At 44.3% G+C, this 20,782-nt stretch carries 12 protein-coding genes; 6 read left to right on the top strand and 6 right to left on the bottom strand.

What is annotated here, in order from left to right; genetic code table 11:
• Positions 1 to 164 precede the first annotated feature (164 nt).
• On the bottom strand, positions 165 to 3,410 hold the full coding sequence (locus OSCI_RS07315) for a protein kinase domain-containing protein (RefSeq protein ID WP_007354247.1): 3,246 nt from the start codon (positions 3,408 to 3,410) through the stop codon (positions 165 to 167).
• A gap of 432 nt (positions 3,411 to 3,842) precedes the next feature.
• Between OSCI_RS07315 and OSCI_RS07310 the strand changes: the two genes are divergently transcribed.
• On the top strand, positions 3,843 to 4,169 hold the full coding sequence (locus OSCI_RS07310) for a hypothetical protein (RefSeq protein WP_007354246.1): 327 nt from the start codon (positions 3,843 to 3,845) through the stop codon (positions 4,167 to 4,169).
• Positions 4,170 to 4,715: 546 nt separating this feature from the next.
• Positions 4,716 to 8,084 (top strand): PAS domain S-box protein, encoded by a 3,369-nt coding sequence (locus tag OSCI_RS07305; RefSeq protein WP_007354245.1) that lies wholly within the window; start codon positions 4,716 to 4,718, stop codon positions 8,082 to 8,084.
• 128 nt (positions 8,085 to 8,212) lie between these two features.
• On the opposite strand, the gene OSCI_RS07300 is transcribed toward OSCI_RS07305, so the two are convergent.
• Positions 8,213 to 9,967 carry a DUF3352 domain-containing protein gene (locus OSCI_RS07300; RefSeq protein WP_007354244.1) on the bottom strand — a complete coding sequence of 585 codons (1,755 nt, stop codon included), beginning with the start codon at positions 9,965 to 9,967 and terminating at the stop codon, positions 8,213 to 8,215.
• Positions 9,968 to 10,229: 262 nt separating this feature from the next.
• On the opposite strand from OSCI_RS07300, the gene OSCI_RS07295 reads away from it, so the two are divergent.
• Positions 10,230 to 11,861 (top strand): GspE/PulE family protein, encoded by a 1,632-nt coding sequence (locus tag OSCI_RS07295; RefSeq protein WP_007354243.1) that lies wholly within the window; start codon positions 10,230 to 10,232, stop codon positions 11,859 to 11,861.
• Between the two features lie 74 nt (positions 11,862 to 11,935).
• Here the strand turns inward: OSCI_RS07295 and OSCI_RS07290 are convergent, their stop codons facing one another.
• Both OSCI_RS07290 and OSCI_RS07285 read right to left on the bottom strand, forming a co-directional pair.
• Entirely contained in the window at positions 11,936 to 12,496 is a 561-nt protein-coding gene (locus OSCI_RS07290) for a hypothetical protein (protein ID WP_007354242.1), read from the bottom strand.
• 115 nt (positions 12,497 to 12,611) lie between these two features.
• Entirely contained in the window at positions 12,612 to 13,616 is a 1,005-nt protein-coding gene (locus OSCI_RS07285; protein WP_007354241.1) for an RNA polymerase sigma factor, RpoD/SigA family, read from the bottom strand.
• Positions 13,617 to 14,416: 800 nt separating this feature from the next.
• On the opposite strand from OSCI_RS07285, the gene OSCI_RS07280 reads away from it, so the two are divergent.
• Entirely contained in the window at positions 14,417 to 14,740 is a 324-nt protein-coding gene (locus OSCI_RS07280; protein ID WP_007354240.1) for a hypothetical protein, read from the top strand.
• A gap of 152 nt (positions 14,741 to 14,892) precedes the next feature.
• Here OSCI_RS07280 and OSCI_RS07275 read toward each other — a convergent pair whose 3' ends face one another.
• Positions 14,893 to 15,870 (bottom strand): heme o synthase, encoded by a 978-nt coding sequence (locus tag OSCI_RS07275; RefSeq protein ID WP_007354239.1) that lies wholly within the window; start codon positions 15,868 to 15,870, stop codon positions 14,893 to 14,895.
• A 386-nt stretch (positions 15,871 to 16,256) separates the two neighbouring features.
• Positions 16,257 to 17,171: a COX15/CtaA family protein gene (locus tag OSCI_RS07270; protein ID WP_007354238.1), complete on the bottom strand. Its 915-nt coding sequence runs from the start codon at positions 17,169 to 17,171 to the stop codon at positions 16,257 to 16,259.
• A 628-nt stretch (positions 17,172 to 17,799) separates the two neighbouring features.
• On the opposite strand from OSCI_RS07270, the gene OSCI_RS07265 reads away from it, so the two are divergent.
• On the top strand, positions 17,800 to 18,834 hold the full coding sequence (locus tag OSCI_RS07265) for a cytochrome c oxidase subunit II (protein WP_007354237.1): 1,035 nt from the start codon (positions 17,800 to 17,802) through the stop codon (positions 18,832 to 18,834).
• Positions 18,835 to 18,894: 60 nt separating this feature from the next.
• Positions 18,895 to 20,571 (top strand): cytochrome c oxidase subunit I, encoded by a 1,677-nt coding sequence (ctaD, locus tag OSCI_RS07260; protein ID WP_007354236.1) that lies wholly within the window; start codon positions 18,895 to 18,897, stop codon positions 20,569 to 20,571.
• Positions 20,572 to 20,782 lie beyond the last annotated feature (211 nt).

Here is a 20,782-nt window from a genome sequence, read left to right as displayed (position 1 = left end):
GGGGAGATGGATAGTTAGCTTGTAGGGTGGGCGATCGCTGAAACCATATTAGCGAATTGTGACAAGATTTTTGCGGCGATCGCCCACCTTACGTTTAGCCATTAGCGATTAGCAATTAGCCATTACCAATTACCAATTACCAATTCCCAATTGAATCGATATACTTATTGTAGTCCCAACTTCTCCAATAACATTTTTCTGGCTTCGATCGCAGGTTGAAAATCTGGCTTAATTTCAATTGCTTTATTATAGGCCGCGATCGCATCCTCAGAGCGTCCCCACTGTTCCAAGGCCCAAGCGCGATTGGCCCAAGCTAGGGGGTCATTTGAATTAATCGCGATCGCCTTATCAAAAGCTGCTAAGGCTTCATCATAACGCTGTAGCTTAGTCAAAGCAATCCCTCTACTACCCCAAGATGGATAGTCATTGGGATTGATTTTCAGCGCCTTGTCAAAAGCTGCGATCGCGTCTTCATATTTCTGCAACTGCATCAGCGCCTTACCTTGATCTCGCAAAGCAGGGAAAAAATTGGGGTTAAGATCGATCGCCTTTTGATAAGAAGCTAAAGCATTTTCATAACGCTGTAACCCATCCGACAATACGGAACCCCGATTATGCCAAGGTAAATAGTATTTCGGGCGAATTTCCACCGCCTTATCGTAAGCATTCAACGCATCTTGAAAGCGCTGCATGAAAAATAGGGTACTACCTTTACCAATCCACGCCGGATAAAAATCTGATTTAATTTGAATGGCATTATCATAGGCGGCTAACGCCTCTGTATGACGCTGCAATTTACCCAATACGCGGCCTTTATCTACCCATGCCTTGACATTCTCTGGCTTTTGTTTAAGCTGATTATCAAGTAAAGCGATCGCTTCTTTGTATGCGCCTCCTGCATCTTGAGTTCGCTGCAAATACTCCAATGCTAAGCCCTTATTTTCCCACGCTTGGGAGTCATCTGGGTTAGTCGCGATCGCCTTATCAAAAGCTACCAAAGCATCATCATACTTACCCAAACCAATCATCGCCACGCCTCTACCATTCAAACCCTTAGCATCTGTTGGCGCGATCGCGATCGCCTTTTCGTGGGCCTCCAGGGCCTCATTATAACGTTGTAATTTGTATAAAACTTGGCCCTTCGTGTTCCAAGCTTGATAAAAATCTGGCTTATATTGTAGCGCCTTATCATAAGTTACCAGCGCCGCCTCATAGCGTTCTAAACTAGATAGTGCGTCGCCTTGATCCTTCAAAGCTTCGGGATCGTTTGGTTTAATAGCTATGGCGCGATCGCACGCCTGTACTGCTTCTTCTCCTTGTTCCGCCTCAATCAACCCATTACATTGATTCAACAAATAAATAAATTGTACAGACGGCCAGATAAATATGCCGCCTACAGTCAGCAAAACGGCTAATATTGCCAGAGAAATAGGCAAAATTTTTCGATGCGATGTAGGGAGAGTAACGATCGCTGTCGTTAGAGGTAATTTAGTAGCAGTCGCTTCTTCCTCGATCGCGGGAGGAACTGCCACTAAATCCTCTGTTTTAGCTTGATTGCTATCAGCTACCCGCTGTTGCATTGCCCCATTTCTTGTCTCGGAATCCGAGTGAATTTCTGACTTGTCCCTAGCAGGTAGCAAGGCACTCTCCCTACTAGCTTCTAACTCAAAAAAATCGCCATCTTCTAACTCAAAATATGGATGAATTTCTAACTCGCCTGCCACCTTGGGAGTGCTGTGAACCTTCCGCAAATCATTAAGGACTTCATCTACAGATTCATAACGCGAGCGAAAATAGCTGAGCACCATCTTATCTAAAATTGCCCCTAAATTCTCACTAACTTGAGCTTGCGTTGGCGAAGCCTGCCGTAGGCTTCGCCAATTCACCTCCCCCGTATTTGGTTCTTGACCTAATTCTGCTGGAAATACCCCTGTTAAAGCATGAATCGCCGTCATCCCCAAAGCATAAATATCACTATTAGGGCGCGGATTTCCAGCTTGCTGTTCCTTCGGCATATATCCAGGTGTACCGATAACATTAGTAATGCTCAATTGCCCTTGATAATTCACTACTAAAGTGCTAATTTGCTTAACTGAACCGAAATCAGTTAACATCACCCTGCCATCCAAGGAACGCCGGATTAAATTATCAGGTTTAATATCGCAGTGAATAGTTTGTTCGTGAGCAAAAGCCAGAGTTAAAAGAACATCTTGTAAAAGGTCAACTACCTGCTCTTCATTAAATCGATTGTGGGCAATTTCTTTACTAACTTCTTCACCTTCTATAAATTCCCAAACTAAATAAAATTCTTGATTTTCTTCAAACTCCCCCAACAGTTCTGGAATCAATTCGTTTTTACCCAAACTGTACATAACTTGGGCTTCAGTTTCAAATATTCTTCTTGCTTCCCGTACAATCAAAGGATGATTTGCTTGCAGCTTAAGTTGCTTAATAACACAGCGAGCATTATCAGTTCGGCGCTGATCTAGAGCCAAATAAGTTTGTCCAAATCTCCCTTCTCCCAACAAACTAATAATTTTATAACGCTTATCTAATATTTGTCCTATTCTGTGCAGTCCCCGGATTTCATTAACTACAACCCGCAGATCGTCTAAAACTTCCGTTGCTGACTGATAGCGATCGCGAGATTGCGACCTGACCATTTTATCTAAAATATCTGCTAGCTGTTCGTTCACTTCTACCACATTCCGCCAGACCACTTCATCTGTTTGGGAATCTCGCGGCAATCTCAGAGGAACTACCCCAGTTATCGCTTGAATAGCAGTCATTCCCAAGGCATAAATATCGCTATTAAAACGCGGTCTTCCCCCCAAATGTTCAATCGGCATATACCCCGGCGTACCGATCACAGAACCACTCGTTTGCCCTGACGTATTAATTACTAAAGTTTCTATTTCTTTTACCGCGCCAAAGTCAATCAGCACAATTTTGTGGTCGGACTTACGCCTAATTAAATTAGATGGTTTAATATCGCGGTGAATCACATTTTGCTGATGGATGTACTCTAAAACTTCCAGAACATCCACCAACATCGTCACCACATCGCTTTCATTCCACCGCTTACCTTCAGTAATTTCTCGGCTCAAATCTTGACCGTCAACAAAATCCTGAACTAAATAAAATTCTTGATTTTCCTCAAAATGAGCTAAAAGTTTAGGGATTTGATCGTGATCGCCCAACTTTTCCAAAGTTGAAGCTTCTAGTTCAAATCTCCGTCGCGCTTCGTCTAAAATTGCCGGATTAGTTGTATTTGGCTGAAGTTGTTTGACAACGTACAAGCTTCCTTGAGAATCCTGCTCATCTTCGGCGCAGTAAGTTCTGCCAAAAGCTCCTCTCTTGAGGTCTTGAATGATTTTATAGCGTCCTTTTAGCGTTTGTCCTTCTTTCATGGGTTCTTTACGAGCAGGGTTAAGTGAACGATTTGTAAAATCTGAAATTTATAATAGCTAGCCTGAAAACCCGTTGCCTAATTCCCGGGGAATGTCAATTACAATACAAGTTGCATCCCTAAATCCTGATATCAGGTTTTTTTTGAGAAAAAACCTAACTCGATCTGGAACATATCTAACCTAACAGCGATCGCAAATTAGATCGTAGTCCTTAAGGAGATGCGATCGCCACACAAGCACATAATTTTTGCCAGTAAATAAATAGTGCTCATACCTAGTCTTAAGCCAAATGGCCCAGCCATAGAGAAAGCACCCAGTTGGAGAAAATATTTTGCTCTGCCTTACCCTGAGCCTGTTACACTTTGGAAATCCACAAGTTCTCAGGCTGTAAAAATATTACTTTAGAATCAACAAGGAATTAACATCAGTACAATGGCCTATTTAGAATTTGAGGATGCCGAAGGGTATCTGGCTTTCCTCAGAGCAAAAGAGATTGGTGAAACGCACGTAGATATACATTGGGTCATAGGCCCACGTGACGAAAGGGGAGCCGCCCTGATTACAGCTTACATTGTACTTAGCCAGCAGGTACTAGGTCACGTAGTTCACTTTAAGGAACTCGTCTCAGAGATTACCACTAGCTGCCCCCTAGAGGAAAGACAAGTGGCGATGGAGAACGTGCAGCATAATCTCAAGGACTCTAAGTATCGACTTCAAGAGATGGGGTTCAAAGTTCACGCTGGCATCTGGAAAGTATAGCAACCGCCAGGGCGGTTAGGGGCTAGGGGCTAGGGGCTAGGGGCTAGGGGCTAGGGAAAGAAGGGAAATAAGGGAAATAAGGGAAATAAGGGAAATAAGGGAAATAAGGGAAAGAGAGTCAATAGTTTGGGCCATGAGCGAGTGTCTTAACCATTGTGGCGATTGCTATATAGCAAATAAGTAGGTAGACAAAAATCAACAAGTATGTAAACACATATTAAGCAGCTAGAACCTTATTCCCTTCTAGATAACTGAATCTTTATGCCCTCTGCCTTCTACCCTCTAGTTTCTCCCCTAGTTTGGTTTATGTAAAGGAAAAATTTGTTGGTGCGGTTGCATTTTCCAGACTATAGGTTAAGTTAAGAGGCGTTCCCCTTCCAACTCTGGTTGCTAGGATAAAGCTTCTTTGCTGGCAAACTGCTGAGAAAATTTTTCATTTGAGAATCAGTTCTCAGGTTAGTCAAAAGTCCATTGCTTTCTAGCCGGATCTCTTAAAGCACAAGAATTTCAAACATTTTTAAGTTTGAATTTTGAATTAATTATTCCATGATGCCGCTAAAATATCTGATCGCCCAGATTATAAAAGTATCAGGAAAAGTGCCTCTTGGCACTGTCCTAGTAGTACCCTTCACACTCCAGACTTTTGCGGCCGTAGCACTGACAGGGTGGCTCTCGCTGCGGAATGGGCAAAAGGCTGTCAATAACGTGGCAACGCAACTTCGCAGCGAAGTAACTGCCCGCATCCAGCAACACCTTTACAGTTACGTAGAAACACCTCATACTATCAATCAAATTAACATCAATGCCTTCCGCCTTGGTCTTTTAGATTTACACGACTCCGAAGGCCTTAAGCGCTATCTCTTTAAACAAATTCAAAGTTTTGATACTATCGGCTACATTCAGTTCTCCTCAGAAGAAAAAGAGTTTATTGGCGTGGAACGCCTTGATAATGGTCAATTGCGAATTGGAGTTTGCGACCAATCCACTAACTACGACTTTCATAGCTATGGTCTCGATAACTTAGGTAATATTTCCAAGCTGTTAAAAGTCACCCCTAACTACGATCCCCGGCCTCGCCCCTGGTATACAGCCGCAGTTAAAGCTGGCAAAGCGAAATGGAGCAAAATTTACACATATATTGGCTTTCCCAAACTGGGTATTACTGCTGCTAGACCAGTTTATGGCAATCAAGGGGAACTCTTAGGTGTAATTGGTGCTGACCTGGTACTCTCCCAGATTAATCAATTCCTGCGAAGTCTGGAAATTGGTCGATCGGGAGAGACTTTTATCATCGAACGCTCTGGAGAACTGGTGGCAAATTCAACTCCTGAATCGCCTTTTTTTGGTCGTAATAATGACCCTAAACGAATGTCGGCAATAGGTAGTCCAAATCCACTGATTCGCTCGACGGCGCAGCATTTAGTTGAAAGCTTTGGGGATTTTAATAAAATTAAAAGCAGCCAACAATCGGATTTCATCCTCGATGGAAATCGCCAATTCGTTCAGGTGACACCGCTTTCTGATGGTAGAGGCCTTGATTGGTTGATTGTGGTTGTTGTGCCAGAAGCAGATTTCATGGATGAAATTAACGCCAATACTCGTACTACTATCTTGCTCTGTTTGGGTGCGCTGATAGTAGCGACGCTACTAGGAATTCTGACTTCTAAATGGATTGTGGGGCCGATTGAGCGTTTGAGCAAAGCTGCGGAGGCTTTTTCACGGGGAGAATGGGAAGGGGAACTACAAGTAAATCGCTCGCAGGAATTGGGGGTTTTGGCTCGGTCTTTTAACAGCATGGCTGGTCAGTTGCAAGAGTCTTTCGCTACTTTGGAAGAGCGAGTGGAAACTGCTACTGAGGAACTTCAGGAAGCTCTAGTTTATTTGAGTGCCATCGTCGATAATTTGGCTGATGGTTTGTTAGTAATTGACCAAAATGGAAAGATTGCCCGCTTTAATCCAGCTCTTTTAATTCTATTTGATTTGAGCGAAATTAACCTTGAGGGCAAAGAGTACCAAGAGGTGTTTGGGAGTGAGATAACTCAATTAATGGAACACAGTAAGAGCTGTCCCAGAGATGTTTTTACATTGGAAATCCCTTTGGCTGGGGGTCGCACGGGTAAGGCGGCTGTAACGGCTATTTTGAAAGACGATAATAATCTGCGTGGCTCCCTAATTCGAGATCAGCAAAGTCTGGATACTACCGCTAATGGTAAGTCACAATTTCCAATTACTCAGGAGAAATATTCAGTTGCTAACCATCGGTGTTCGATTCCCATTTCCCAATCTAGTAAAATAGCTTATTTAGGAACAGTGATTCTAATTCGAGATATTACTGCTGAGAAAGAGGCCGAAGCGGAAAAGATGGGGTTGATAGCTTCTCTGCAAAAATCTCAGAAAAAATTAGCTCTACATTTTCAGCAAACGCCGGTGGGCGTGATTGAATGGAAGGTGAATTTTGAGGTCTCTGAATGGAATCCAGGGGCGGAACAAATTTTTGGATATAGCCGCGAAGAAGCTTTAGGGCGCAATGGGATCGAGCTTTTAATTCCTAACACAGATTTAAGTTACATCCATCAGCTTTGGGCAGAGTTATCGACAAATCGGGGAGGGAGGCGCAGCACTAATGAGAATGTAAGGAAAGACGGTAAGATTATTTTATGTGAGTGGTACAACACGACTTTAATTGATGATGATGGTAATGTGGTAGGAGTAGCTTCTTTAGTTCAGGATGTAACGGAACTACAACGCATAGTCGGCGAGCTACGAGCTTCTGAGGAGCGTTTTCGCCAAATGGCAGAAAATATCCATGAGGTTTTTTGGATGATTGACCCCAATCAAAAGCAGATACTCTATGTAAGTCCTGCTTGCGAGCAAATTTGGGGTTGCAGTCGTCAAAGTTTATACGAAAATCCGCAATGTTTGGCAAGTGCAATTCATCCCGATGACCGCGAGCGGGTGATGTCTTTTATTGAGAAAAATACGCAAGCAGAGTACGATCGAGAATACCGGATTTTGCGTCCTGACGGTTCTATTTGCTGGATTCGCGATCGCGCTTTTCCGATATATAATGACGTGGGGGAAATTTACCGCATTGTGGGCATTGCGGAGGATATTACTCAACGTAAACTCGCAGAAGAATTTCAAAAAGTTGCCCAATCTGCGGTTGCAGCTAATCAAGCCAAAAGTGCTTTTTTAGCAAATATGAGTCACGAATTACGTACTCCTCTTAATGCAATTATTGGTTACAGCGATCTGTTGAAAGAAGATGCTGAAGATTTGGGAGCTGAAGAATTTATCTCGGATTTAGATAGGATTCAGAGGGCGGGAAAACATCTGTTAGGCTTGATTAGTGATATTCTTGATATTTCTAAGATTGAAGCGGGAAGGATGGAACTTTACCTGGAAAATTTCAATCCTGTAGATTTGATTGAGGAAGTAATTGCTACTGTAGAACCGCTAGTTATGAAAAATTCTAATAAGTTGGAGGTTTCTTTTGGAAGCAATCTGGATGAAATGTATGCCGATCCTACTAAGACTCGCCAAATATTACTTAATTTGCTGAGTAATGCAGCTAAGTTTACTAAGGATGGTACTATTACTATTACTCTTACTAAGGATGAAAAGGTAGGAAATGAAGAAATATTTAATGGTGATATAGAAAGTGAAGGAGATTATTTATGTTTCTTGTTGTTCCAAGTGGCTGATACTGGAATTGGGATGTCCGCCACGCAATTAGAGCATTTATTTCAACCTTTTATGCAAGGGGATACGTCTACTACGAGGCAATATGGTGGTACGGGGTTGGGATTGGCGATTAGCCGCCACTTTTGCTTAATGATGGGTGGTGATATTGAAGTTGAGAGTAAGTTGGGTTCTGGGTCTGTTTTTACTGTTAGGCTACCAGTTAAGTGTTAAGAAGAAGGGGCTAGGGGCTAGGGGCTAGGGGCTAGGGGAAAGAGGAGGAGATGGGGGAGATGGGGAGGATGGGGAGGAGGGGGGATTACCAATTACCAATTACCAATTACCAATTACCAATTATCCTTTTAATTTAGCCGAATAAAAGCACTCCCTCGCCGTACACCAGCTTCTTCACCAGTGCTAGTTAAAGTAAGCGATCGCAAATGGTCGAAAAACGGCCTCGCAGATAACTCAATCAACCTCAAAAGCGGTATTTGCCGCTCCCACACAGGCTTACTTGACGGCCAATCTAAGTATAGATAACCATAATTTAACTGGGGTAAAGGCGCAATGCTAGTTTGAAAGTCACTATTTCTAGCCAGACTTCCAGTTTGTGAAGCTTTCAGCGCTTCATCCATTGCCTCTACAGAAGTGGTAAAAACTTCGTATTCCCCAACAGTAGCATGAACGCCCTTAGCTTCAGCTTTAATAGCTGTATTTTTATTATCAAAATTAGAGCTAGTAGTCAAGCGCGTCCATGCCGAAATCTTTTGATTATCCAGGTTAAAACTGCCAATGCTATAATCTTGACTGAGCGCGATCGCATCCAAACGAGCGATGGCCTTTTCAGACTCCGGTGATTTTTCAGCCGCAAAAATCCAATCAGGGCCATTGCGATCTGGACGGGGTAACAAAGCTAAAACATACTCGCCGCGCACCCAACTAAATATATCCTCTGCTAAATCAATACCCCAAGTTACTTTCAGATCCGCTAGGGGTTGATTTACCAATTTTGAGAGTAGATCGTTACCAGTAACTCCAGCAGCAATTTCGTTCCAAAGATGGTTGAGATCGGTACTCGCTGCTACAAAAGGGCTCGCCTCCGGGACATAATCTAAAGCCTTAACTAGCCCAGATTTGGGGGTTGGAGATTGAAAATTTTTACCTTCAGGGGAGACTAAAACAGCTTCTGCAAGTAATCCTTGCCGATTTATTCCCATAGCGATCGCCAGTGTTGAGGGAGATGCCATCGGATTTGCCTTTTGTGCATCACCAATTGCCTTTTGAGTACCAATCCAATCATTTACTTCCGCTATATTTGCAAAGGCTACAGCAATTCTGCCACCTTTTAACTCTTCTAAAGTCTTTTGATATTCAGCATTATTATTCAGATTTAGATTGGCAGCTTGAACGTTATTAATGGCTTCTCGCAATACCTTGGGATGGTTAGCCAAGAGGACAAAACTATGATGATTTGTGGAACTGCTACCAACTACAGCAGTAGCTAAATTTGGCGATCCTGCTGAAGACAGAGATGAAAGAGTGTTACCCATACTCCCTGTCCTATAAATTAATTTCACGCCTTTATATTGTTCAGAAACTATATTTTCACCACTAACGGTAGGTTTCTGCCAGAAGCGTTCTAGAAATTCTCGACTCAGGTCAGGATCGTTGCTTGCCAGAGCTAATAATAGCCCAATTTGTTTGCCATTGCTGCGATCGCGATCGAAATCCGTCGCCGTTACCGCCAGAGTAATTTCATCCCCCAACCAGGGCTTAATATCTCGACTGTAATCCAAACCCGTATTTGCCAACAAGCTTTTTTTAATTTGGTTAACTTCAGAGTGCGTAGGCGTAGCCAGCCGAAGGCATCGCCCTTTCTCTTGGAAAGGAGAAAAAACCTGCTGCAAAGCTTCCAACCGATCGGGATTTACTAGCATTGATAACATAGCAGGCGCACTCTTCGGCACAAACATCGCAGCCACAGGGGCACCAGTCGGGCCGCCTTGCAGCAAATTCAGCGGGGTGTTAGCCTTTAGCCAGTAAAAACCACCTGCACTTAACGCGAATAAGGCAAGAATGCCAGGAATAAGGAAAGATAAAAAGGAGCGTAACTTCATAAGTTGGTGGAAAGCTAGTCAACTATTATAACTATTATTGAGCTCTGAGTTTATAGTAATTTTAACTGATTTGTAAAGCCAAGGTTTTTTTGCCTAAACGCAGAGAACGCACAGGAATACAAAAAAATGTTTGCGAGCGATTATAAGATGAGTATAGCGTAATTATAGGCTAAGATTTTGATGTTATTACAAAATCGTTCACAGTTTGATGTTTCTCCTAAGTCCTTTGAACAGTAAACTCTAGTCAGGATTCGCAACTACCATGCAAACTGCTTCAGTCCTATCTGCTTGGCAACAACTGAGAAATCGTGCCATTACCTGCGAGCAAGCGCTGCAAAGCTTAGTAGACGATCAGGGAATCGTAAATTTGCAGTTACTTGACCGAGAAGTTAGCTTTCGCTTTTTTCGGGAATTTCCCGATAGAAATATATTACCACCTCTAATTCCTCTATTGTTGTGGCGAAACTGCTATTATTTGGGTTCTCCCGTAGAGGTATCTGTAGAATCGCTCAAAATAATGAGCGATCGCACTTTCAGCGATATCAAAATTATTCCTATTGATGACAAGAGTTACCGCGCCTGGTTTCACAGCCAAAATCTCGACCCCAACCGCATTAGTTCTGCGCCTTTAATTAATCCGATTACTGGAGAATTAGAACCAGAAGATGTTAGTGAAACTACAGAACTTTACCTCACAAAAGCAGCCGATCAAATTGGTAGAATTAAAACTTTGATTTCGGGGGCGCTGCGAAACCGCGCCAGCGATATTCACCTTGAACCTGGGACAGATGGTTTAAGAGTTCGCTACCGGATTGATGGAATTTTACGGAAAATTACTACTTTTCCTACGGAGATTGGTCGTAAAGTAGTTGTGGCTTTAAAAGTTATGTCTAACATGGACATTGCTGAAAGCCGCCGTCCCCAAGATGGACGCATTGGGGAGAATTATGCCGCCGGTCAAGGTTCAGAAATGGGGTTAGATATGCGGGTGAGTATTTTGCCTTGCGTAGGTGGAGAAAAAGCCGTAATTAGGTTATTACCACAAGAAAATCCTTTTAGCGATTTAGATAGTTTGGGGTTTGCTCCCCAGGCACTGAATATATATAAAAATTGGTTGCAACAACCCCAAGGGATGATTATTTTTACCGGGCCTACTGGTTCGGGAAAAACTAGCACGCTGTACACGAGTTTACTGTCAGTAGCGACGGAACACATGAACGTTGTAACGGTGGAAGATCCGGTGGAATACGTTTTACCGGGGATTACGCAAACGCAGGTACATGAAAGGGCGGGGATGACTTTGGCTGCGGGTTTGCGGGCGATCTTGCGTCAAGATCCTGATATTATTATGGTGGGGGAAATTCGCGATCGCGACACCGCAGATACAGCAGTTAGGGCAGCATTAACTGGTCATTTAGTCTTGACAACTTTGCACACTAATGATGCCATTGGTGCTATTCCCAGATTAAAAGATATCGGGCCAGATCCAGGTTTAATTAGTGATGCTCTCTTAGGAATTGTTGCTCAGCGTTTAGTGAGGCGAGTTTGCCCTCATTGTGCAGAACCTTATAAACCAACTCAGGAGGATATGGAGGTATTAGCTTTAGATTGGGAAGATGCCAATCCTTTTGGCTGGCGCAAGGGTAGAGGTTGCGCTAATTGTTTTAATTCTGGTTATTTAGGAAGAGAAGCAATTGTTGAGTTGCTAGATTTAGATAATAATATTCGCCATTTAATTTATGAGGGGACAATGCCTCAGTTGCACCGCTATTTAGTTGAAAAAGGTTTTATTTCTTTTCGGTTAGCAGCAATTGAAAAGGTGGCAAGCGGTATAACTACAGTAGAAGAAGTGCAGCGAGTTTTGCCTCATAGCGCTTTACACCGTAAAGTTTAATTTGGTTGGGAATAAAGATCCAGGGTCAGGCCGCGATCGCACTCCTTAGTATTGCGGCGAACGCAGCAATATCTCTATTGTCCCCAAACCTGCCGTTGATAAGTCTTTTTACATATATTTAGTAACCGCCGATCGTTCTCACTGATATTCGATAGGCGATGATACTGTGGGAGATTGACAGAATAGGGAGACGTACTCCCGTCGAAACTATCTACAACCTTTACATCTAGCTGAGTTGATTGTAGAGAGCCATAAAAACAGTAAAAAGCAGACCGAGGAAGGTAAAAAGCTCCTATTACCTTCCCCTTGCGAAGTTCAAACACGAAATACTCCTTTTCAACTTGGTCGCGTTGAGGAGACTGACCATAGAAATAAATGCCATCAGTTATTAAACCATTTGTTGGCTCCGGCTCGGAGTCAATGGTAAATGGTTTTGGACAGAATTTGACTGGCGGACGCAAAAGTGCAGTGACTTTCGGAGACGCAACAGCCAACAACCCTAATCCGCTTACAGATGTGGTTGTCAAGTAAGTAGCGATCGCTCCTAACCCCAAAGTTAAGAATAATCCTGCTAGTACGCCACGTAATCGATTTAGTTTGAATAAACCGGGTTTCTGAGAGAAAAGGCTTGCCATAATCAACCAGTTGCTTGCAACCAACCCGGTTTTTGTACCCCTTGTTAAAGGCTAAGACTGCTATAAATACAAAAAAAGATTTTAGCTTTAATCTAAAATCTTTTCTCTCCAATATCTAGCTAGCTAGGTATTCTCGTACTTGAGCCTGCCGACGGCGCAAATGAGCGAGGGCTTGATGTTCTAGCTGGCGCACCCGTTCGCGGCTGAGTTTCAGCCTTTCTCCGACTTTGGCCAAAGACATTTCATGACCATCCTCCAAACCGAACCGCAAACTCAAGACATCTCGCTGTTGAGGAGTCAGTTCCGCCATCAGGTTGTTGAGGTCTTGTCGGAGCAACTCCCCTGTGATGTAATCATCAGGAGACGCGCTTTCATCCTCTAAAAGCTCTTGTAGCTCTGTATCCTGGTTATCTCCCACCCGCAGATCCAAAGAAACTGGATGGCGTGCCATCAGCAAGTATTCCCGAATTTGGGAGGGGTGTAATTCTAGTGCAGAGCCGATTTCCGCTGGCGTGGGACTGCGCCCTAACTGCTGGGCTAGTTCCCTCTGGACTTTTTTGATTTTATTGAGTTTTTCAGTGATGTGAATCGGCAAGCGGATGGTACGAGCGTGTTGGGCGATCGCGCGCGTGATCGCTTGGCGAATCCACCAATAGGCGTAGGTGGAAAATTTGTATCCCCGCATCGGGTCAAATTTCTCTACACCGCGCTCCAAGCCGAGAGTACCTTCTTGAATTAAATCCAAGAATTCCATATTGCGTTTCTGGTACTTTTTCGCGATCGCCACGACTAAACGCAAATTCGCTTCAATCATCTTCTGCTTGGCCCGCCGACCTTGGTGCATCAAGCGCTTGAGTTCAGCTTCACTTAGCTGCACTTGCAAAGCCCATTCTACCTCCGTTGGTTCGCGCCGCAGTTCTTTAGCTAGTTCTTCTTTTGCTTCTAGCAATTGCATCATTTGCTGCACCTGCTTGCCGTAAATAATCTCTTGCTCGCGGGTGAGCAGCGCCACACGGCCGATCTCGTGCAGATAGGTACGAACCGTATCTGTTGAGGAGTCTGGCCTTGTGCCCATATAGGGGGCTTTACCAGTTTTGTTTTTAGGGGTGGCGTTAGACATGGGTGAATATTACACTCCTTAAACAGATAGAAAGTTGACCATAGCCTGCCCCAGTTTTCGGAGCGGGAGAGAAACTTATATTAGAGATAGGTTTCCCTATCCCTTCAAGCATGAGTGACGATTGGTAGAAGCTTTTTGTTTGGTGCGTACTTTTAGGTCGTTATCTCTGGCAATCCAATTAACTTGATTAAAAGCTGACTGGCTTTGACGGTTCCTACAAGTAGAAGTTATTTTCAGTTTACTTTTCTCAATACTATTACAATTTTTGAGGGCCGTAAAGGGTAAAAGCATCTATCTTAAGGTGAAAATTCTACATTTTTCCTTAAGGTTGCCGGCACTCTTCTAGGTTTAAGCACAACTGACTCTCACTGACTGTGAAACTATGGGTTTTGCTTGCTTCTTATTCCATAATGACCTGAATTTTTTTTAGTGCCCATACGTAGTGAATAGGAGATAACCGAACTCGATCCTGGTACGGGCCGGATATCTCTATGGAGGCAGGAGGCAGGAGGTAGGAGGAAGAAGGTAGAGGCGAGCTCGTAGGTGGTAGTGATGGTAGAACTAGCGGGACTGCACCGCAGCTAAATTGATGGTATTGAGCAGGGTGAGAGAAATACAGCACTTTCCAGGTAAGTTAAGTACAGAGAAACCGGGTTTCTTGAATAAAACCGATTTCTGGCGAGAAATCCAGAAGAAACCCGGTTTCTAGGCTGTACTTTATAAACCTGGAATCCGCTGTATAGCCCTCTTAAACATTGAAGAGTTAAGAAAAATACAAGCTGTACTAGAGGAATAAGGATATGGAAACCGCACCCAAGCTGACGTTTAAATATGGCTGGGATGAAAGAGACGAGGTAGAAACGCCAATGAAAGGATGTAGAAGTGATGGAATTGTCAGCTTATCGAATGGTGAAGCCTATTCTATCTATTTTATCGATCCTATCCGCTTACAACAAGATCTAGACGCAGAGGTGGAATGTGGTTCTCCTTTTTTGGCTCCACCAGGGTTAATAGTTTTACCGGAGTTAACGCGAAGTGCGATGGAAAATGCGATCGCGCAATTGTGGAAACAGGGATATTTTGATTCGTTTAAGCCGATAGGTGAAGTGAAAAAGTCAGTTTAAACAGCAGAGTTTATTTCTCATAAAATGTCGCCAGTGATTTGATTTTCTGTAGAGTTGATAATACTAAAAATAGTTAACCGTTAACCGTTAACATAAAAAACAAAACCCGCACTAGGCGGGTTTCATTAAAATCATTGCAATCTAACTCACGCCTACAGCGGAATCGCACTAATTAAAGTCTGCATATTATCAGCAACAGCAGCCGTAAAATGATGAGTAGCTGGCAAACTATCAACCACAATTCCCGCACACAGCAACATCATGTAAAAGATGGAATACTTAAAGAGCGATCGCGCTACTCCTCGATCCTCTGGAGACTGCAACAGTAGCCAAGCTTTCTGCATAAAAATCGCCCCCAGTAAAGTCGCTACCACTCCATAAACTGCACCGGCTGCATTCAGTGGATAAACTAGCAGCAAAGTTGCAGGAATCAAAATCAGAGTATAAATCCAAATCTGCACCGCAGTTGCTTTATCTCCTTCAATTACTGGTAACATCGGCACGCCTACCTCAGCGTATTCGTCGCGAATCATCATTGCCAAAGCCCAAAAATGCGGCGGTGTCCATAAAAACACAATCGCAAATAATAGCCACGCCGCCCAACTTAAATCTCCTGTAACAGCGGCCCAACCTACTAGGGGTGGAATTGCACCGGCTGCACCGCCAATGACGATATTTTGCACGCTATGACGCTTCAACCAATGGGTGTAAATTAAGACGTAGAAGACAATGCCCGACATTGCTAATAAAGCAGCCAGCAAATTGGCAACAACGGTGAGCAAGGTGAAGGATAAACTAGCAAGGATGACTGCGAAAATTAAAGCATCTCGACGCTTTACCCGCCCAGAAGGAATTGGTCGCCAGCGGGTGCGCTCCATGATATAGTCAATATCGCTGTCGTAGATGCAATTAATAGTATTAGCAGCACCAGAAGCTAAAGTACCTCCAGTCATAGTTGCTAATAGCAATAGGGGATCGACTTCTCCTTTGGCTGCCATCCACATTCCCGCCGCTGTGGTAATTAGCAGCAACAGGATAATTCTTGGCTTTGTTAGTTGGTAGTAACTTTGAACTACCTGTAAAGCGTTTTGATGGATTCGGGATTGGTTGTTAGTAAGAATTTCCTGCATTATTTCCTTTCCTAAATTGCATAGCCCGTAGCAGGCTTTTTGGGTAACGCGATCGTTTTTAACTGGGCGGTTAACACCGCTACTACAGTCACTTCGCTCTTTCTATACCTCTTAACTGGGCGGTTAAAACCGCTACTACACAGACTAAACCCGCCTGCGCGGGTTTCAAAACCGTCGCCTTTCTCTTTCTATAGTTCCCGTAGGCGGACTTTGTTTGTTTAGCCGCGAGTTATAGCAACCACCAAGGCGTTTAAGACATTCTGAATTGCTAAACCTCACTGATTCTATTCCCCTATTCCCTTATTCTCTTATTTCCTTATTTCCCTAGCCCCTAACCCCTAGCCCCTAACCCCTAGCCCCTAACCCCTTCTTCCCCTAGCCCCTAGCTAGGCAGACATAGCCCGATCTCGCCATGCTAAAACGCTGAATGCTACAAGCGTCGCTAGTAAGGCTGCACCGACTGCTTGGTGGGCTACTGTTAAGGGTTCTACTTGCAGGTGCAACCGGAAAGTTGCGACTCCCAAAAGTAACTGTGCAATTAGGCATAAGCCAGCCCAGTTTGCTAATTTTCGTAATGTGGCATTTAGTGCTGGTGTTCGCCAGGCGATCGCGATTACTGCTAAAGTGCCGACGGTGGCGGGTACGATCCCCATAATGTGGCTATTCATCACACCGCAGAGCTCAGATGCGCCAAAGCATTGATGTAGCGCCCATTGAGAGCCGACTAATGCTCCTAATAGGCTTTGGAGGTAAATTAGCAAGGCGGCGATTGACGCTAACCAGGGTAATTTGCCGACTGTTCCGGTTGCTTGATAGGGTGTCAGCATTAAGCCGATCGCTACTAGGGTGATGAAAAATATTAAAGCCATGCCTAAGTGAGCGGTGACTATATCAAACCGTAGGAGTTGCGTTACCGTCAGTGCTCCTAAAATGCCTTGGGAAACGATCAAAAATAAGGTGAGTGGGGAGGCGATCGCCAGCCAACCGGGAAGACGATTCCTGTACCACCAAGATAGTGCGGTGAGTGCGATCGCGCTTAATCCAATCAAGGCTGCATCCAGCCGATGAAACCATTCTAGAAATACTTGTAGGTTCATCTGGGCGGCGGGTACTAACTCACCGTAACATAGCGGCCAGTCAGGGCAAGCCAGACCAGCATTCATTACCCGCGTCGCGCTACCTACGGCCATCAATAGCCAAGTGGCGATCGCCATCTTCCAGACGAGGCTACGAATGATATCCCTTGGCTGCCACTCCGCTTGCGGCTGCGCGGCAGGCTGATTCAAAACAGAGTTAGCCATGAGTTTTACATTAACCTTAATCGCCAATCAAACTTAATTAAATAATGAGCCTTTGCTCAGGTGAGCTTAACAGTCTATTTTTATCGCAAACAGTCGTATTTACTACATTAGCGGGCGGAAAATCGGATTAACCGCTCTTTACAAAGATTTCAGCTTTGCTGCTGTGATATAGCAACCGCCAGGGCGGTTAGGGGCTAGGGGCTAGGGGCTAGGGACTAGGGGAAGAAGGGGAAGAAGGGAAAAGCAGGGGAAGGAGACAGGCGGAAAATGCAATAGGATTATATTGCGCTGATTTTTATAACTTTAAACAAATCTTGATTTATTTGACTGATTTTCTGTGCTTAGCCGATTCAGCCATCAAAATTGAGCGATAATTTATAAAGAAAACCTTAAGTTTCAATATTTTTTTGACTTTTTCCTGTACCTAAAAATATAAAGTTTTATTACGAAATGTTAAAAGCATAAAAAAATCCTAAAAATTAGCACCAGTTACAAACTCTAAATGGATACCTGCTCTAACCTAATAAGTATGTATGACTGCCTGTCAGATGGCAGCCGACAAAAAAGCAAGCTTCAAGTAAGCGACTCCTCAACCAAGGTGTCGCACCCCTGAGCAAGGAGTCAAGGCATGGCAGAAGAAAAAGAAAAACAAACAGTACCAAGTTCAATATTGGCTCTGGTTGCTGGCATCGTCATCACAGTGGTGAGCGTGTGGTACGGTCAAAACAACCACCTACTCCCAGAGCAGGCATCAGCCCAGGCCCCACTGGTGGATGATTTTTTTAACGTGATGATCACGATCGGCACAGCCCTGTTTATCGTAGTAGAGGGAGCGATCGTACTGTTTGCGATCCAATTCCGCCACCGCCCTGGAGACGACGGCGACGGAGTGCCAATTAGCGAAAACTTTGGCTTAGAAGTCTTCTGGACAGCAATTCCTGCGATCTTGGTAATCGGCTTGGGAGTCTACAGCGTCGAAGTTTATAGAGATATGGGAGGCTTTGACCCTGGAGCTTCTCAGGTAATGGCTCACGTCCATTCACCATCCCACATGGCACATAAAATGCCCAGAGGAAGCGCGATCGCAGCTCCTCTAATCGCGCAATCAGAAGAAGTGGCAGCCGATGAAATGCCACCAGCCCCCGATGCAAAATATGGTTTCGGAGGAACACCGGCCGAGGAAGGAAAACAACCAGACGTGACAGTAAACGTCACTGGTATGCAATACGCCTGGATATTTAACTATCCCGAAAGCAATGTCACCTCTGGCGAATTGCACGTACCTATTGGCAAAGATGTACAGCTTAACCTCTCCGCCGTCGATGTAATCCACTCATTTTGGATGCCACAGTTCCGCCTCAAACAAGATGCCATTCCCGGTATCCCCACTGAACTCCGGTTCGTAGCTATCAAGACGGGAGATTACCCCGTATTTTGCGCCGAACTCTGCGGCAGCTATCATGGCGCGATGCGGACAAGAGTAATCGTACACACTCAGGAAGAGTACGATAGCTGGCTACAAGAAAACCAAGTTGCTCAGCAGCAAGATTTGAATCAAGCTGTTGCAATTAAACCCGCTGATTTGTCAGCATCGGAGTTTCTGGCTCCCTACGCAAGCGAAATGGGAATTAAAGCCGAAACCTTAAGTCAACTGCACAAATAAGTCAGTTAACAGTTAACAGTTAACGGTTAACAAATTCGCTATTTTTCCCCAACATACTTTATGGCACAAGCACAAATTCCAGTAAACGCACCGCCGGAAAATAAGGGCGATCCTCATGGTGGACATCAACATCCAGAAGCCTGGAAATGGTACGACTACTTTACGTTTAACGTTGACCACAAGCTAATTGGTATCCAATATCTGGTCACGGCGTTTATTTTCTACCTGATTGGCGGTTTGATGGCGATGGCGATGCGGGCAGAACTTTTTACTCCCGATTCCGACTTTTTGCCTCCCGAACTGTATAACGCCTTCTTGACTAATCACGGGACGATTATGATTTTCCTGTGGATTGTGCCGGCTGCGATCGGGGGATTTGGTAACTTTCTGGTGCCCCTGATGATCGGTGCTAGAGATATGGCCTTTCCCAAACTGAATGCGATCGCCTTTTGGGTAAACCCACCCGCTGGATTGCTGATTTTAGGCAGTTTCTTCTTCGGAGGAGCTCAATCAGGCTGGACATCTTATCCGCCTTTAAGCGTGATTACGGCAAATACGGCTCAATCCATGTGGATTTTGGCGATCGTCTTGGTCGGAACTTCTTCAATTTTGGGCTCGTTGAATTTTATCGTCACCATCCTGAAGATGAAAATTCCTAGCATGAGGTGGGATCAAGTTCCCCTGTTTTGCTGGGCAATTATGGCGACTTCAATTTTGGCACTTGTGTCAACTCCAGTGCTAGCTGCGGGATTAGTTCTGCTATTGTTTGACATCAATTTTGGTACGTCATTCTTCAAGCCTGATGCAGGCGGTAATGTCGTCATTTACCAGCATTTATTCTGGTTCTATTCTCACCCGGCAGTTTATCTAATGATTCTGCCAATTTTCGGGATCATGTCGGAAGTGATTCCAGTTCATGCTCGGAAACCGATTTTTGGGTATAAAGCGATCGCCTACTCTAGCATCGCTATCTGCTTTGTGGGATTGTTCGTCTGGGTACACCATATGTTTACCAGCGGTACACCTCCCTGGATGCGGATGTTCTTCACCATCTCCACCCTGATTGTTGCGGTTCCTACTGGGGTGAAAATATTCGGCTGGGTAGCGACTCTTTGGGGCGGTAAAATCCGCTTTACCAGTGCCATGCTATTCGCGATGGGTTTACTGGCGATGTTCGTTTTCGGCGGACTTTCCGGTGTAACACTGGGAACTGCACCTTTTGACGTTCACGTTCACGATAGTTACTATGTCGTGGGGCATTTCCACTACGTCTTATTTGGCGGTTCAGTCTTCGGCCTTTATGCCGGAATTTATCACTGGTTCCCCAAAATGACTGGCCGGATGCTGAATGAAACTTGGGGTAGAGTTCACTTTGTTCTCACCTTCATCGGCACTAATCTTACCTTCCTACCGATGCACTCCTTGGGATTGCAAGGAATGCCTCGCCGGATTGCCATGTACGACCCTCAATTTACTCAGCTTAACCAGCTTTGTACCTACGGATCGATTTTGCTAGGGTTCTCTGTACTTCCATTCTTTATCAATATTATTTGGAGTTGGATGTACGGGCCCAAAGCATCTGGTAATCCTTGGAATGCTCTAACTTTGGAATGGACGACTGCATCGCCACCCGCGATCGAAAACTGGGAAGTGTTGCCAGTGTTGACCTATGGCCCCTACGACTATGGAGTAGATGGTCATGGTAAGCCAAGTGTTCCTATATCTGTTAAGAGTTAGTGGTTAGTTGTTAGTAGTTAATGGTTAGTTGTTAGTGGTAGTTTGGGTTAGCTTGTTGTCTTTTTTTGGCAATAAAGTAATAACCAGATGACTTACGCAGTATTGGCTAATAACATAAGGGTTGCGATTACTTCGCTTCGCTCGTAATGACAGAAATATGTTGTTTTTGCGTAAGTTCTAAACTAATAACTAACAATTAACCATTAACTAC

The sequence above is a fragment of the Kamptonema sp. PCC 6506 genome (genome assembly GCF_000180455.1).
In the GTDB taxonomy this organism is placed as follows: Bacteria; Cyanobacteriota; Cyanobacteriia; order Cyanobacteriales; family Microcoleaceae; genus Kamptonema; species Kamptonema formosum.
Note: the sequence above shows the minus strand (reverse complement) of the source record. Positions and strands in the feature narration are given on the sequence as shown.